The sequence below is a fragment of the Kluyvera sp. NPDC087067 genome (genome assembly GCF_044745165.1).
In the GTDB taxonomy this organism is placed as follows: domain Bacteria; phylum Pseudomonadota; class Gammaproteobacteria; order Enterobacterales; family Enterobacteriaceae; genus Kluyvera.
Genome location: NZ_JBIUZS010000003.1, coordinates 348599 through 364625, shown reverse-complemented (window position 1 = coordinate 364625; position 16027 = coordinate 348599). Strand labels below are relative to the sequence as shown.

Sequence of the window (16027 nt, the reverse complement as noted above, 5' to 3'; positions counted from 1 at the left end):
ATGATGCACGTTACCAGCGACCAGTGGATCACCTGGATAAGCCTCTACTTCTGGCCGCTTCTGCGCGTGCTGGCGCTGATAACCACGGCGCCTATCCTTAGCGAAAAATCCGTGCCCAAACGAGTTAAGCTGGGCCTGGGCGTGGTTATCACCATCGTGATCGCCCCCTCGCTGCCCACGGTTGAGGTTCCTCTGTTTTCGCCCGCCGCACTTTGGCTGGCGCTCCAGCAGATTCTGATTGGCATTGCGCTAGGTTTTACCATGCAGTTCGCTTTTGCCGCGGTCAGAACCAGCGGCGAGATTATCGGCCTGCAAATGGGTTTGTCGTTCGCCACCTTTGTTGATCCCGGCAGTAACCTCAATATGCCAGTGCTGGCGCGGATCATGGACATGCTGGCGCTGCTGCTATTTCTGGTGTTTAACGGTCATCTTTGGCTGATTTCGCTGCTGGTGGATACCTTTCACACCTTGCCTATTGGCGGCGAGCCTATCAACAGCAACGCGTTTTTAGCGCTCACCCGCGCCGGTGGAATGATTTTTCTCAACGGTCTGATGCTTGCCCTGCCCATCATCACCCTGCTGCTGACCGTTAACCTGGCGTTGGGGATGTTGAATCGCATGACGCCGCAGCTTTCCATATTTGTGATTGGTTTCCCCATTACCCTCACCGTCGGCATTATGCTGATAGCGGCATTAATGCCGCTAATCGCCCCATTCTGCGAACATTTATTTAGTGAGATATTTGATCTATTAGCAGATATTATCAGTGAGTTGCCACGCATAAATTCTCCATAGTACCTTTCGGGTTATTATGAGGAAATTCCTAAAATAGAAATCCAAAAACATCTACCAGCATATCGCTGGTGCGGGTTATTTGTTTTTAGGTTATTCACATAACGCAACATTTACTTTACTTTAAGATGATTCCTGGCAAATTATACGTAACTTTACGGGATAGTTGATGCCGCCTAATCATCTTCATTTCCTATTTGTTTATTTAGCTCTTTTTTACAACGATGAAGTTCAAGGGTAATGGGTTAATTATCGTTACGCATCGAGTGAGGGTATGCCATGTCAACGATTATTATGGATCTATGCAGTTACACACGGCTAGGATTAACGGGATATCTAGCCAGTCGGGGCGTCAAGAAGCGAGACATTGACAATGTTGATAGCGTAGACGGGCTTGCGGAAAGCTGTGCCAACCGCCTTCCTTCTGTCGTGTTTATTAATGAGGACTGCTTCATTCACGATGTGCAGAGCAGTCTGCATATCAAGCAGATCATTAATCAACATCCCAGAACGCTATTCATTGTTTTTATGGCAATCGCCAATATTCATTTTGACGAATATTTGATGGTTCGGAGTAATCTGTTAATTAGTTCTAAATCAATAAAGCCAGAAACATTAGATAGCATTCTGGGGAATTATCTGAAAAAAGAAGCGGTGGAAGTAAAGCAAACTAATATGACCACGCTATCATTAAGCCGAACGGAATCAAGTATGCTGAAAATGTGGATGTCCGGTCAGGGGACGATTCAGATTTCAGATCAAATGAATATTAAAGCCAAAACCGTATCGTCACATAAGGGTAATATTAAAAAGAAAATAAAAACGCATAACAAGCAGGTCATTTATCATGTTGTTCGCCTGGCAGAGAACGTCACCTCCGGCATCTTTGTGAATATGCGTTAGGACGATGATGACAGGGATCCTGGCGGTATGTCTACCGCCAGATGTCGAACGTTATTCACTGAGTTCAACGAAAATCCCATCAGGGTGACCTTTCTCATTGAAGAACCAGATCCCCAGCGGATAATCTTCAAGCGCCACCAGATACATCGTTCCTTCATTAAACTGCTCTATCGCCAAAACGACTCCAGAGCGACGCGGCCCTCCATCCGTTTTTACCGACACACGATCGTTAACTTGCATAAACGTCATCTCCTGATTGGTTTAGCCCAGTGTAGAACAAATTTCGCCTGCTGACAGCGCCCTAAGGCGTAACTGCCTGATATTCCATCACCTGCCCCTGATTGCTCAATTAATGAACAATCTCATTTAAAAGATATATACTTAAACAGGGAGTGGAACAAAAGGTACTGATGATGAAAATGGCGAGCGACCCGCAAGGGGTAAACGTTGATGCGCTACTGGCGGCCATCAATGAGATCAGCGAAAGTGAAATTCACCGCGCGACGGATGACCCTCACCATGTGAGCGTTGATGGTCGCGAATACCATACGTGGCGAGAACTGGCTGAAGCCTTCGAGCTCGATATCCATGATTTTAGCGTCAGCGAGATCGGTCGTTAGACGTAAAAAAATCCCGACACGTAAGCGTCGGGATCAACCTTGCCGAGGCAAGAAGCATTGAAATATTCGTTACATCAGGAAACCTGACGTGGATAAAACACTATCTGCGTTTAGTTCTGAAGACAAGAATTATTCGCATAATGAATAAGTATGATGATAGCGCCTTCGCTACGAGATAAAACCTTAGAGTCCTTAATAATCATGTGGTTACCTATTATACTCCCAAAAACCACGCTGACTCCTTTGAGATTTATCTCATATAGAATTTTACCCTTAAGGACAATTTATGTGCTAAGCCCGCCCCCGAAACATTCACTTTAGCTATTTGCCACATCTTCTGCACAAACCTGGTTTCGGCCACTCTTTTTCGCATGGTACAAGCGCCCATCAGCCACCGATTGCAGGTGTTCAAAATCATAGCGCTTAAGCTCTTCGCTACTGCATACCCCCAGGGAAGCACTCAACCGTAGCGTCTGATTTTTACCAATCAGGATCTCCCGGCCAAAAATGCTCTCACGGATCCGCTCAGCGATGTTCACCGCTTGTTCCATTGAGGTTTCCGGCAGGACAATACAGAACTCCTCTCCGCCAACCCGACCGGCAATATCGTGCTGGCGAATATTATTGAGGATCACCCGACCAATATGCACCAGCACCCGGTCACCCGCCTGATGCCCGAACCTATCATTGATGCTTTTAAAATGGTCGAGATCCAACTGAATAACGGCCAGCGGCTGCCCATTGAGCTGACAGGCCGCCAGCGCCTTCCCGGCACGTTCAAATAGCGCAGAACGATTATAAAGACGGGTCAACATATCGTGCCAGGCTCGCCATGCGAGAGAATCCTGCAATGACGACATGTTGCGAACCATACGCCGAATGACCACCCACGAAATGAGCAGCATGGTGGTGAACAGCACCCACAGCAGGGTTAACGCAATCCCAATGCTGCCAAAATCGCCGCGAATACCTTCATCCAGGTTATGAATACGGATTAACACACCGTCGAAGTTACGCAGCTTCTCCCAGCTAACAAACTGTGACAGTGCCCGGACGTTACCATCATTTTCGCGCTCATAGGCATAGGCAAGCTTCGCGCTCATCTCCGGTGACAGCTTCGTTTGCCGTGAAGACTCGATTTCAGAAGAAGCAATCAGGTTCATACGGCGATCGTAAAGCTGATATTCCCCGTCCTCGTCACCTTTAACCGCATCGATAAGAAAATGAGTCATCTCATTGACCGACAGCTGGATAGCCAGTACGCCAAACCAATATTGCTGAAAGTCCAGCGGGGCGGCGGCCACCACTTCCTGCGCCACAGGATTTTTTCCAGTGCTAAAGACGGTTTGCCATTTTACCCCGCGCCCCGGGTTATCGCGCTGCGACTGTGCCATAAACCAGGGGCTGGTGGCCTGCTTGTAATAGTATTCAGTAATGCTGCCGGTCGGCTCTCCCTCGGTGCTGAGATAAAACCCAGCTCGAGACACGTAAATCATATGCGTATCGAAACGCGAAACATGCTGGCGGGTCATTGACGAGAGCTTCAATAAATAGCCCAGTTCAATGGTCGCCATAAACTCATTGCCAAGCAGCGGGTTATCGCGCGACAAAAGCGCCGTATTTTCCACAAACTTATCGGAAACGCCGTCCAGTGGGAGGGTGCGATTGTTATTCAGAGAGATCCGCCACTCCGGCTGAGCGCGTTTGCGTTCAAACTCTTGCTCAGCGGTGCGCAGAATTTCGAAGGCCAGTGGAATTTGCAGTGCCGACTGCATGCCATTGCGAAAGAAAAGCAGGCGATCGGTGTTGAACTGGATCTGCCCTTCCATATCATTGGCAACGTTTTTGAGGTTGTTACGCTGGCTCGAGATGTAAGCCTCTTCCAGCACAAGCGTTTCGCGCCAGGTGAGCAGCGTTGAAAAAAACAGCACCACCAGAAAGCAGATATTCACCACCCGTTCAGGCCGAATGCGGCGAGTCAGTTTCGCCCACCAGCCTTCAGATCGGGCCGCCGTTTTTACCGTTAAGGGATGCAAGATTCCCCCCTTACGTTACGGCCAAACGCGAGATCCAATGCGGTTTTTGTACAACATATCTGCTGATATTTCATGGTGCTCCACTGCTTCACGACAACAAAGAGCCTGATTTCTGACGGCTCTAAAACGCCCGGCAGATGCCGGGCGTAAACACGATTAACACGCCTTTTCTTGTTTGCGAATCTCTCCGGGGATCAGTTCGTCTTCGCGGAATGCCTCCCGCTTAACGCCAAATCCATCATACCAGCGGCATTCAATCATCCCGCTGGAATAGCCGGTTACAACCATTCGCGGCCCGCCATTTTTGGGCCGAACTTCATCACTGACCAAAAAGACCATTTGTGCCTCCGGTATCAGGGTGAAACTGTTTCACCTTAGCCGATTCCCCAGGGGTTTGCGTATTATCGCAGCGTTTTTTTATCCATTTGCCTGGCGTAGGCGGGAAATCAAATTGACCACTGACAGCACGATGGCGCCAATGATAAAGCCAAGCACCAGGTTAGCAAGCGTCGGCAGTAACATTACGCCCCACGCACCGAACCCGGTGGCGAAAGTTTCAATGGCATGATGCAGCGGCCCAATACCATGAACCACAATGCCGCCACCGACCAAAAACATCGCCAGCGTGCCCACTATCGTGAGAACTTTCATCAGCCAGGGCGCAATAAATAACAGCCCCTTACCGACCCCTTGCGCCAGCGCGTTACTTTTTTCGACCAGCCAGTATCCCATATCATCAAGTTTGACGATGACGCCGACAATGCCATAAACCCCGACCGTCACCAGTACCGCGATGCCGGATAAAATCAGCACCTGATTCAATAAAGGCGCTTGCGCGACGATTCCTAAGGTTATCGCCACGATTTCGGCCGACAGAATAAAGTCAGTACGAATCGCCCCTTTCACTTTGTCACGCTCATAAACGGCAGGATCCTGCTGGGCAATGGCTTCCAGACGCTGCTGGCGGGCGTTATCGTCACCTTTATGCTTGCGCGCGTGAAGCGAATGCATCACTTTCTCCACGCCTTCATAGCAAAGGTAGGCGCCACCCACCATCAATAGCGGCGTAACCGCCCAGGGAATAAAGGCACTGATAAGCAAAGCTAACGGAACCAGGATCACCTTGTTAAGCAACGACCCTTTGGCCACGCTCCAGACTACCGGAAGTTCTCGATTGGCCCGCACCCCCGAAACCTGCTGGGCGTTTAGTGATAAATCATCACCTAATACACCGGCCGTTTTCTTTGCTGCCAGTTTGCCCATCATGGAGATATCATCCAGTAAGGTGGCGATATCATCTAATAAGGTTAATAAGCTACTTCCTGCCACAAGAGTCATCCTTCATTTTGTATTGATATCAAAGTATGAAGCAAAAAAGCGCAAGGTGTAAGAGATACATATTTATAACACTCAAGCAACATCAAGCCCTTAATTAAAGTACTCGCCAGCGAGGTAGTTTTGACGTTTACTATCTGCCTGCTTGCTATTTTGCCGTGAGGAAGTATGCGTTTTAAACACCTTTTACCGCTGATTGGCGCGCTATTTGCGCTGTATATCATCTGGGGCTCTACCTATTTCGCCATCAGCATCGGTGTGGCAAGCTGGCCGCCTTTAATGATGGCGGGCATTCGTTTCCTCGCGGCGGGCCTGCTCTTAATGGCTTTTTTGCTGGCAACGGGCCACCGTTTACCCGCCAGAAAGCCGCTACTCAATGCCGCACTGATCGGCGTGCTGCTGCTGGCGGTCGGTAACGGAATGGTCACGGTGGCGGAACACCAGCATGTGCCTTCCGGCATTGCCGCGGTGATGGTCGCGACCGTACCACTTTTTACCCTCTGTTTTAGTCGTTTCTTCGGTATTGCTACCCGTAAAATCGAATGGATGGGGATTGCCATTGGGCTTGCGGGCATCGTATTGCTGAATAGCGGTGGCAACCTTAGCGGCAACCCATGGGGCGCGGTGATGATTCTGATTGGTTCGATAAGCTGGGCATTTGGCTCGGTTTACGGCTCACGGATTACGCTCCCCACCGGGATGATGGCCGGCGCGGTTGAAATGCTGGCTGCGGGTCTTGTGCTGATGATAGCTTCGCTACTGAGCGGCGAACGGCTGACAACCATGCCGGGTCTCAGCGGTTTTCTGGCGGTGGCTTACCTGTCACTCTTTGGCTCAATCATTGCGATTAACGCCTATATGTACCTTATTCGCAACGTCACGCCTGCGGTGGCAACCAGCTATGCCTACGTCAATCCGGTGGTGGCCGTGCTGTTAGGCACCCAGTTTAACGGTGAGAATTTGTCGGGCACCGAGTGGCTGGCCCTGATAATTATCATTGCGGCGGTGGTGCTGGTGACGCTCGGTAAGTACCTGTTTCCTGCCAAAAGTACGGTTTTGACCTGCTCTAGCGAGAAGTGAAGCTCAGGGGAGAGATCCCCTGAATGCCTATCTGCGCGCTGCCATCGCCGCCGCAGACCCACTCTTCTAACCGCTCACACAGCGCCGCATCGGTGAGTTTAGCCCGCCCGCGTAACGCGCACTCCCACACCACCAGCACGCGCCAGCCTTGCTCCGTCAACAGATGCATATCGCGGGCATCTCGCCGCACGTTGGCGTCAATTTTATTCAACCAGAATTCGGTGCGCGTGGCGGGAACTTTAAACAGATAACAATCGTGATGATGCCAGAAGCAGCCGTGGGTAAATATCACACAGCGATATTCGCTAAGCGTAAAGTCAGGGCGACCCGGTAGGTCAGGATCCTGGGTTATCCAGCGTAACCCGAGGGTATCGAGCAGCGTCGCCATGCGTTTTTCAATCGCCGTATTTTGCGCGCCGATAGCGCGCATATTCTTACTGCGAGTGGCCTTATCGTGAACGTCCGCCATCATTTTTCTCCGCCTGGCGCAAGGCTACAGCCTGCAAGATTCGCGGCTTCAATAAGCGCGCTACCGCCGCAAACACCGGTACAATCACGGAATTACCAAACTGGCGATAAGCCTGCGTATCAGACACCGGGATGCGGAATTGGTAGCCCTGCGGCGATTCAAACCCCATCAGGCGGGCACATTCACGCGGCGTCAGGCGACGCGGTCGATGAAGCTGGTTATGCGGATCGTCAAAGTTCTTTTCCCCTAAAGCACGATCCCAGCCACGATCAATCAGGATCTCGGCACCATCTTTGTAATAACGCGCCGACAACGTCCGCGCGACGCTGCCAGCACGGGTGGGGTCAACCATGCCATAGCCAAAACCATTGCCCTTTTCCTGATGTTTACGTGCGTAGCGATACAGATACTTCCACAGCACGGGCGTCAGGATAAATTTAGGATTCACCGTCGGCTCCAGCAGCTCGCCAAAGGTCGGGCGACGCTCAGGGTACTGCGCGGGAATATCACGCAGGGTAAACCCCTGATGCAGCCCTAAATCGCGACGAAAGCCGACCAGCACGATACGTTCGCGGTGCTGCGGCAGGAAGTGTTGGCCGTCGATAATCTTGGGATCGTCAGCGCCCATCGCTGCCGCATCGGCTACCTCATAGCCCAGCTCAGCCAGAGTCTGCATAATAATGCGGAAGGTTTTGCCGTTGTCGTGACTTTTCAGGTTTTTGACGTTTTCCAGCACAAAGATTGCCGGTCTACGTGCATCGATAATCCGCACCACATCGAAAAACAGCGTCCCCTGAGTGTCACAGGCAAAACCGTGCGCTCGCCCCAGCGCATTTTTTTTCGACACGCCCGCCAGCGAAAACGGCTGGCAAGGAAAGCCGGCTAGCAGGACATCATGTTGCGGAATGCAGTCACGAATATGCGCCTGGGCCTCGCTATCACTTATCTCAGGGTTATTGCTGAGGGTCACATCGCGGATATCGGCGTTAAACCGGTGCGCCTGCGGGTCGCAATACCAGTTCGCTTTGTAGGTCCGTACCGCGTGTTTATTCCACTCGCTGGTGAACACGCACTGTCCGCCAATGGCTTCAAAACCATGACGGATTCCGCCGATACCGGCAAAAAGATCGATAAAACGGAAAGCATAATTCGGATGATGCGCCGGCGGCGTTGGCAGCATTGCCGCCAGATGGGCGCACTCATTTTCACTGAGCCGGGTATTGGCGCGGGATAAGGCCACCACGCGTTTGACAATTGCCGGACTCCAGTGCTGTTCACCCACGGCCTCCAGCGCCGCGACAACGGTCTTAAGATCGTAAATATCCAGGATGTGCTGGAGCAGCGTTTGCGCATCCGGCGCAGGTTTTACCGCCGCCTCTTCTTTTAATAAGACTCGCTGTTGCATGAAGTTGACCAGAAACAGAAAAATAAGCCTGAGATTACCATAATTTGTCCCCGGCAAGTGCGGCGAATCGCTGGCGCACGGATTCATCGACCGAGATAGGCTCTCCGGCAAGCTCGGCGCTCAGCTTGGCCATAAAATGGACCAGAAAATCCGCATTATGTTGTGCCATCTCACGCCCTTTTGTTGTCTGCATCGTTTCCGGCAGCCGCAGCAGCTTAGTCTGGAAATGATCGAGGGCGTAGGCTTTATCATCCAGCGCCCGATTGACGGCAAACGGATCGTCGGCATCAAACAAGGCAGTATTCAGCGCACCGGCGACCGCAAAGACGCGCGCCAGCCCAATCGCGCCCAGCGCTTCAAGCCTGTCGGCGTCCTGGACAATTTTCGCCTCAAGCGTTTGTGGGGGGATTTGCGCACTAAAGCTGTGAGCTTCAATTGCGTGCGCTACAGCGGCGTAGCAGTCCGGGGGAAATGAGGGGAAATCACGCGGCAAAATGAGTAATGTCTGCTGGGCGGATAACGTAGAAGAACGACTGCGGTCGGGATGATTTTTTGGCAGGCTGACCAGATCGTGAAAGTAACTTGCCACGAGGATCACAGGTAAATCAACCTGCTCACCCTCAGCTATCCGCCGTGCGGTATGCCAGACGCGGCGGAAGTGAGCGATATCATGCGACGCATCGCCGCTGTTATAATGTTGCTTAAACCACTGCTCAATGTCCTGCTGCCATACCTTGAGATCCATTTCTTTCATGCCCGGGTGAGTTAATCTCCCCCCAGCATAGCAAATTACAGTCTCTCTTCATGCTCCGGCACGCGTGGGCGGGTATACCATGCAATCCCCCCAAGCAACGCACCGACAATACTCAGCACAATGAAACCGAGTAACGCACCCAGCCATTTGCCGCTGGTTGACCCCATTTCACCATCAATAGTTGCGCCAGGGACACTTTGTACATCGCTAATGACCCAAATGTAGTGCAGCATTGCCCAAGCGAAGTAACCGCAAAACGCGTAAAATACCCACAGTGCCAATTTGCCACCCAGGCCGCGCTCAATCCTTTCTTCCATAAAAACAAACTCTCATTACACGACGAATACAAATAGCGAAATCATCACGCCACAAAATGGTGTGACTTCCGTCACATTATAGCGATAAAAATGATGTGGGATAGCCTCCCACTCACGGTTGATGCCGCGAAGTGCCGGTTCGTTGATCTCCGGCAACTTTGTCTGATTTGCGACGAGCTCATCCGACATACTGCAGTTTAAACTTCATCAACTCTTCTTCACCCCTTTGATTTAAATCTCTGCTTTTTTATTTATGCGACGATGGCTGAAACTCATCATTAATAATAACCAATAATAAGTTTCAAATTCACACCATGAATAACAAAGTCCTTTTTAAGACCTTTATTTTACCTAATGAGTATGACATTATCATTCTCGTTATTAGCCTTTTGTTAAGCATCAAGAATTTTTTTGTTTTATGACCTTCCCGATTGTATGCCAGTGCAGTCGGGATTTTTTTGCCTGAAATCCTCTATCGCCATCCTTAAATACCCCCGATCAATAACTCAATAAAAACCATTAAAATTCAATAATATATTCACAATCAAAACAATAAATATTAGACATATAATAAATACTTTATAAAGGAAATCTTTTGAAATATTTAATATAAGTTTATTACATTTATAATTTAAGAAAAATTGAACCATCACTATAATATCCAAAATTGAGATGCGGATGACATCTCATATATTCATATGCATTATCATGCAAAGGAAATTATAATGAAAATGAAAGCTCTGGCACTTTTAATGCCTGCCTTATTCATGGCTGGCGCAGCAAATGCAGCAGAAGTTTACAACAAAGACGGTAATAAACTTGACCTCTATGGCAAAGTCGTCGGATTACACTATTTTTCGAATTCTGGCAGCGATGATGGCGACCAGTCCTATGCCCGCTTCGGCTTCAAAGGCGAAACGCAGATCAACGAAGATCTGGTCGGTTACGGACGTTGGGAATATAACATTCAGGCCAATACGCCTGAGAGCGTCAGCGGCAATTCCTGGACCCGTTTAGGCTTTGCTGGCTTAAAATTTGGCAACCTGGGTTCATTTGATTATGGCCGTAACTACGGTGCCATCTACGATATTGAAGCCTGGACCGATATGCTGCCGGAGTTCGGCGGCGACAGCTACACGCAAACCGACGTCTTCTTCACCGGCCGTGCCAACGGCATCGCCAGCTATCGTAACAATGATTTCTTCGGCGCAGTGGATGGTCTCAATTTTGCCCTGCAATATCAGGGTAAAAACGAGGATGGTAGCTCTGGTGAAGGCACCAACAATGGCGCGGGTAACAAGTTGTCTAAACAGAACGGCGACGGTTTTGCGATGTCGACCACTTATGATCTCGACTTCGGTCTGAGCTTAGGTGCGGCCTACTCGACTTCCGACCGTAGTAACGATCAGGTTCTGGCAGGCGGTAACCACAATCGCTACAGCCGATATGCCGGTGGCGATACCGCTGACGCCTGGACCGTTGGCGCAAAATATGATGCGAACAGCATCTATCTGGCGATGATGTATGCAGAAACCCGCAACATGACCCGCTATGGTAACGATGCTGGTATCGCTAACAAAACGCAGAACTTTGAAGCTGTCGCGCAGTATAAACTCGACTTTGGTCTGACTCCATCACTTGCCTGGGTTTACTCAAAAGGTAAGGATTTAGGGGGTTACGATGGTCGTTATGACGCTAATTACATCGATAAAGCGCTGGTGAACTATATTGATATCGGTGCCACCTACGAATTCAATACCAACATGTCCACCTACATCGATTATCGACTGAACCTGCTGGACGACGACGCACAGTTCTACAAAGATAACCATATCTCGACCGATGATATTGTCGCTATCGGCCTGGTTTATCAGTTCTAATCCTGCCTTATAGACAAAGCCCGCATGACGCGGGCTTTTTACGCTTCTTCGGTCAAACCGTTACGGTGCTTCCTGCAACGCCATTCGCACGAACCCTTTATTCTGTTCCAGAAGGTCGTGCGCTCTCCACGCATCCATTCCGGTCAGCAGCATCAAAATAGCCGTCTTACATTGGTGGTCACAGCTTTCCAGCGCCGCCTTCGCTCTCGCTCGCGTACACCCGCTGGCCTCCATAACAATCGCTATCTGCCGCTCCGCCATACGCGTTGTGGAATGCTGGATATCCACCCGCATGTTGCTATATACCCTGCCGGTGCGGATAGCCAGCCCGGTTGTGAGCATTGAGAGCACCATTTTTTGCGCCATGAGCGCCTTCGGCTCTCCATAACCACTCACCACTTCAGCACCCGTTTGCGGTGTGATGACAATGTCAGCAAGCTCCGTCGCTTCGCTGCAAGGATTACGCGAGATAACCGCGCGCGCCGCACCCAATGACCAGGCATGTCGCAATGCGCCCCACAGCCACGGGGTTTTTCCCCCTACCGTTAGCGCCACCAGCATATCTTTTTGTGAGAACCCAATAGCCTGAAGATCGAGTAAACCGCGGTTATAGTCCTGCGCCGCATCACTCATATCATGCAGCATCGCCAGCGCCCCACCGGCGATTAACCCAATCAACGGAGACTTCTCCTCCGGTGAATATTCATTAGCCGCAATCACCGCGTTGCGCCCGGATGCTCCCGCGCCGACAAGCACCACTCGTCCACCGTGGCTCAAGGTCGCGACGGCGCTATCAACCAGACGAGTGATATCATCAAGATAAGGCGTTATCGCCGCGGATATGCACTTATCATCTTGATTTATAACATTGAGTAAATCACGGGTAGATAACCTGTCAATCTCGGTCGTCGCCAGATTACGTCGTTCCATGACTGCACCTGCAAGCTTACTGCTCATAAACGGACTCCTTATTATGGGTTCTTAAACAATACTAAAGTGTTTTGTATAAATCCCTCTGAGAGTACGGTCACAAAGCAAGGTTTGTTTTTGTAAGGTGTTGATGGCTTTAAGTATCAGGAAACATCAGCGATAATGCTTTTTTGCGATTGATAAATGAAGGTTTAATGCGCGACATGCCGCCTCTCCATCCGAAACGTCCGATGAAGCTCAGTACGCTGGTTACGTGGATGGTATGCAGCGTGATCGTCTGCGTGCTTCTGGTGGTCTATGCTTTCTACTTTATCCAGATAACCAAAGCCACGCGCGCTGGCGTTGAAGACACCGCCTTTGCCATTGCGCGAACTCTCGCTGATTCCCCTGAGATCAAACGCGGCTTAAATGCCCCGCCGAATCAAAACATCATCCAGCCTATTGCCACTGCGGTGCAGCAACGCAACGGCCTTTTGTATGCGGTGGTGACCAATATGGATGCCGTACGTTATTCGCATCCCAATTCGCATCTTATTGGTCAGCATTTTATCGGCACCGATCTCAAACCGGCGCTGAAAGGTAAGGAAAATCTGTCAATCAACCACGGCGTACTGGCGGAAGCGCTGCGCGTGTTCACCCCCGTTTATAATGATCGAAGCCAGCAAATTGGCGTGGTGATCGTGGGGATTTCACTGCAAAAGGTCGATAAACAGCTCAGCCGGGCACGCTGGAACGCTATCTGGTTCGTCCTGTTTAGCGCGATAGTTGGCACGCTTGGCGTCTGGGGGCTGGTACGGGTACTGAAGAATATTCTGTTTGGCCTTGAACCCCATGAAATTTCGAGCCTATTTGAACAGCGCCAGGCCATGCTGCAATCACTGAAGGAAGGCGTGATTGCCGTCGACGGTAAAGGCCGCGTAACGTTGATTAACCAGGCCGCACGTGAAATTCTCTTTTCGCCTGAGCCGACGAACATGGGTGCGGTACAACATGCTCCGATGCTGGCGGATCTGAAAGAAGTATTAACCAGCGGCAATGCCATTGAAGACCGGGAAATCGGCTGCAACGGTCGTCTGCTTTTATGTAACACCGTGCCGGTGCGCAACAATAAGCGGGTGATTGGCGCAATCAGCACCTTCCGCGACAAAACCGAAGTCAGCCAACTGATGCAGCGAATGGACGGTCTGGTGAATTATGTCGATGCCCTGCGCACTCACTCGCATGAATTTATGAATAAGCTGCATGTGATCCTCGGGCTTTTACATATGAAGCGCTACGACAAGCTGGAAGGTTATATTCTCCAGACCGCGCAGAACTATCAGGCCGATATCGGCACGCTGCAACACAAGATTAAATCACCGATCATCGCCGGCTTCTTGCTGGGTAAAATCAACCGCGCGGGCGACGCCGGGATTACCCTGACGCTGTCTGAAGAAAGTCTTATCCCGGACAACCCCAACGAAGAGCAGGTGGCGGTGTTGGTTACGGTGCTCGGTAATCTGATTGAGAATGCGCTGGATGCCATGTCAGGCCAGGGCGAAGGCGAAATTAGCCTGCTTTTGCATTACCAGAACGGCTGGTTGAGCGGTGAAGTGAGCGATGATGGCCCGGGGATCAATCCCGAGCAAATTGACGCTATCTTTAATAAAGGTTTTTCAACCAAAGGCGAAAACCGTGGCGTCGGGCTTTTCCTGGCCCGTCAGCAGACGGAGAATCTTGGCGGCACCCTTTCCGTCGAGTCAGAGCCTGGCGTCTTTACGCAATTTTTTGTCCATATTCCCTGGGATTCAAGAGGAAGCGCGCGTGATTAATGTTTTGATTGTTGATGATGATGCCATGGTGGCCGATCTTAATCGTTGCTACATCGAACGAGTCGATGGCTTTGCCTGCTGCGGGATCGCGTCGACGCTGCAACAGGCCCGCGAAAAAGTGATGGATAACACCCAGCCCATCGATCTCATTTTGCTCGATGTCTATATGCAACAGGACAACGGTCTCGATTTGCTGCCCGACGTGCGCAATTCGGGACGGGCGATTGATGTCATCATGATTTCATCCGCTTCCGATGCCGCCACGGTGCAAACATCACTGCGTTACGGTGTTGTCGATTACTTGATTAAACCGTTCCAGTTTCCGCGTTTTGAAGAAGCGCTTTTGAGCTGGCGTGAGAAAAAACAGCTGATGGGCAGCCACTCTTACTACGAGCAAGCGGATGTTGACCGTTTGCTGCACGGCGGGACGCCGGAGCTGGCGGACGCCAAGCGCCTGCCAAAAGGCTTAACCCCCCAGACGCTGCGTACGCTGTGCCAATGGATAGATGCGCATCCAGACAGTGAATTCTCCACCGACGATCTGGCGCAAGCGGTGAATATCTCCCGCGTATCGTGCCGTAAATATCTCATCTGGCTGGCGCAGGTGAATATTCTTTTCACCAGCATTCATTACGGTGCCACCGGGCGTCCGGTCTATCGTTATCGTCTACTGCCCGAGCAATATGGCTTGCTTAAACAGTACTGCCAATAAGCCGGTAGTCGTTATCCAAAAGCGTAAATCGATAGTGGTGGCTCGATGAAAGGATCACCTCTTTCGATTTAGTGACGAAAATGGCTTCAATATCCGGTCGCGCGCGCAGCGCGGCACAGGCCTTTTCTACCCCCATGCCGTACATCAGGGTCGTCCAGATATCGCCATCGATAGAATCGGCGCTCACGATCGTTACGCTGTCGAGTTCATTATCCAGCGGATAACCGGTACGGGGATCCAGGATATGGTGATAAATATGACCATTTTGCGCGAAATAGCGTTCATAAACGCCTGACGTCACCACTGATTTATCAGCAATTTCTAAGGTGCCAATCATGGCGCCAGCCTGAGAGAACGGCTTTTTCAGGCCAATTGACCAAAGACCCGCCGGTGTTCCCAGAGTCTGAACGTTGCCACCGAGATTGATTAAGCCCTGCTCGACGCCTTCTTTGCGTAGATAGTCGCGTACCCGGTCGGCAATGTAGCCTTTCGCGATAGCCCCAAGATCGATTTCCATCCCCGGCAAAGGCAGATAGACGCTTTCATCGACATCATTAAGCAACACCTGCTGCGGATTGGTTAGCGTCAGCAGACGGGCGATATCCTCGGCAGGCGGAACGCTGTCACCACGAAAGCCAATGCGCCAGCGTTTAACCAGTGGGCCTATGGCCAGGTTAAAGGCGCTATTGGGTAGCGTGCTCGCAGCTTTCGCGCATTTGATTAAGGCATACACCGGGCTGCTGACACTAACCGGATGTTTTCCGGCTGCATGGTTGATATCCATCACCTGCGAATGCGCGCGATTGACGGTGAGCAGGTCTTCATAGTGTTTGATCAGGCGAAAAACGCGCGCGGCAAGCGCTTCATCGTTGACGAAGAGTTTGAGCAGGATGGGGGAGCCCATCAGGACGGCGGAATAACTATAAACCTTTGTGGTGTCTAACATTAATCGCCCCTTTGGAATAGTTGATAGCCCGGTTATA

At 50.8% G+C, this 16027-nt stretch carries 17 protein-coding genes; 7 read left to right on the top strand and 10 right to left on the bottom strand.

The annotated features are described in order from the left end of the window. Together fliR and rcsA are read left to right on the top strand one after the other, a co-directional pair. Positions 1–795 carry a flagellar biosynthetic protein FliR gene (gene fliR, locus ACIPDS_RS10435; protein ID WP_400735221.1) on the top strand — a complete coding sequence of 265 codons (795 nt, stop codon included), beginning with the start codon at positions 1–3 and terminating at the stop codon, positions 793–795. A 276-nt stretch (positions 796–1071) separates the two neighbouring features. Then, entirely contained in the window at positions 1072–1695 is a 624-nt protein-coding gene (gene rcsA, locus ACIPDS_RS10430) for a transcriptional regulator RcsA (RefSeq protein WP_166513486.1), read from the top strand. 51 nt (positions 1696–1746) lie between these two features. Here the strand turns inward: rcsA and dsrB are convergent, their stop codons facing one another. After that, complete coding sequence (dsrB, locus tag ACIPDS_RS10425) at positions 1747–1935, bottom strand: protein DsrB (RefSeq protein WP_166513485.1); 189 nt, start codon at positions 1933–1935, stop codon at positions 1747–1749. A gap of 170 nt (positions 1936–2105) precedes the next feature. On the opposite strand from dsrB, the gene ACIPDS_RS10420 reads away from it, so the two are divergent. Further along, the gene (locus ACIPDS_RS10420) at positions 2106–2315 is read left to right on the top strand and encodes a YodD family protein (RefSeq protein ID WP_400735218.1); all 210 of its coding nucleotides are present in this window, start codon (positions 2106–2108) and stop codon (positions 2313–2315) included. 317 nt (positions 2316–2632) lie between these two features. Here ACIPDS_RS10420 and dgcQ read toward each other — a convergent pair whose 3' ends face one another. The 3 genes from dgcQ to ACIPDS_RS10405 all read right to left on the bottom strand — a co-directional run bounded on the left by dgcQ (position 2633) and on the right by ACIPDS_RS10405 (position 5680). After that, positions 2633–4351, bottom strand: a complete 1719-nt coding sequence (gene dgcQ / locus ACIPDS_RS10415; protein ID WP_400735216.1) for a cellulose biosynthesis regulator diguanylate cyclase DgcQ — start codon at positions 4349–4351, stop codon at positions 2633–2635. Positions 4352–4507: 156 nt separating this feature from the next. Continuing rightward, a complete protein-coding gene (locus ACIPDS_RS10410; RefSeq protein WP_166513483.1) occupies positions 4508–4690 on the bottom strand; it encodes a DUF2158 domain-containing protein in 183 nt (60 codons plus the stop codon). A 78-nt stretch (positions 4691–4768) separates the two neighbouring features. Continuing rightward, a complete protein-coding gene (locus ACIPDS_RS10405) occupies positions 4769–5680 on the bottom strand; it encodes a DUF808 family protein (RefSeq protein WP_400735214.1) in 912 nt (303 codons plus the stop codon). A 174-nt stretch (positions 5681–5854) separates the two neighbouring features. Between ACIPDS_RS10405 and yedA the strand changes: the two genes are divergently transcribed. Beyond that, the gene (gene yedA / locus ACIPDS_RS10400; protein WP_400735212.1) at positions 5855–6766 is read left to right on the top strand and encodes a drug/metabolite exporter YedA; all 912 of its coding nucleotides are present in this window, start codon (positions 5855–5857) and stop codon (positions 6764–6766) included. Here the strand turns inward: yedA and ACIPDS_RS10395 are convergent. The 4 genes from ACIPDS_RS10395 to drpB are packed head-to-tail and all read right to left on the bottom strand — an operon-like array spanning position 6753 to position 9711. Further along, complete coding sequence (locus ACIPDS_RS10395; protein ID WP_400735594.1) at positions 6753–7235, bottom strand: very short patch repair endonuclease; 483 nt, start codon at positions 7233–7235, stop codon at positions 6753–6755. The two genes, yedA and ACIPDS_RS10395, sit on opposite strands and share 14 nt — an antisense overlap. Then, a complete protein-coding gene (locus tag ACIPDS_RS10390) occupies positions 7216–8640 on the bottom strand; it encodes a DNA cytosine methyltransferase (protein WP_400735210.1) in 1425 nt (474 codons plus the stop codon). Before ACIPDS_RS10390 ends, ACIPDS_RS10395 begins: the two co-directional genes overlap by 20 nt. A 34-nt stretch (positions 8641–8674) precedes the next feature. Beyond that, positions 8675–9385 (bottom strand): phosphohydrolase, encoded by a 711-nt coding sequence (locus ACIPDS_RS10385; RefSeq protein WP_400735208.1) that lies wholly within the window; start codon positions 9383–9385, stop codon positions 8675–8677. Positions 9386–9429: 44 nt separating this feature from the next. Continuing rightward, complete coding sequence (gene drpB, locus ACIPDS_RS10380; protein ID WP_166513478.1) at positions 9430–9711, bottom strand: cell division protein DrpB; 282 nt, start codon at positions 9709–9711, stop codon at positions 9430–9432. Between the two features lie 725 nt (positions 9712–10436). Between drpB and ompC the strand changes: the two genes are divergently transcribed. Next, the gene (gene ompC / locus ACIPDS_RS10375) at positions 10437–11591 is read left to right on the top strand and encodes a porin OmpC (RefSeq protein WP_400735205.1); all 1155 of its coding nucleotides are present in this window, start codon (positions 10437–10439) and stop codon (positions 11589–11591) included. A gap of 60 nt (positions 11592–11651) precedes the next feature. Here ompC and ACIPDS_RS10370 read toward each other — a convergent pair whose 3' ends face one another. After that, positions 11652–12548 (bottom strand): N-acetylmuramic acid 6-phosphate etherase, encoded by an 897-nt coding sequence (locus tag ACIPDS_RS10370; RefSeq protein WP_400735203.1) that lies wholly within the window; start codon positions 12546–12548, stop codon positions 11652–11654. Positions 12549–12715: 167 nt separating this feature from the next. Between ACIPDS_RS10370 and ACIPDS_RS10365 the strand changes: the two genes are divergently transcribed. Together ACIPDS_RS10365 and dcuR are read left to right on the top strand one after the other, a co-directional pair. Next, entirely contained in the window at positions 12716–14332 is a 1617-nt protein-coding gene (locus ACIPDS_RS10365) for a sensor histidine kinase (RefSeq protein ID WP_400735201.1), read from the top strand. Continuing rightward, on the top strand, positions 14325–15044 hold the full coding sequence (dcuR, locus tag ACIPDS_RS10360) for a two-component system response regulator DcuR (protein ID WP_400735199.1): 720 nt from the start codon (positions 14325–14327) through the stop codon (positions 15042–15044). Before ACIPDS_RS10365 ends, dcuR begins: the two co-directional genes overlap by 8 nt. Here the strand turns inward: dcuR and ACIPDS_RS10355 are convergent. Continuing rightward, complete coding sequence (locus ACIPDS_RS10355; protein ID WP_400735197.1) at positions 15025–15990, bottom strand: FAD:protein FMN transferase; 966 nt, start codon at positions 15988–15990, stop codon at positions 15025–15027. The genes dcuR and ACIPDS_RS10355 overlap by 20 nt on opposite strands. Between the last annotated feature and the right edge of the window lie 37 nt (positions 15991–16027).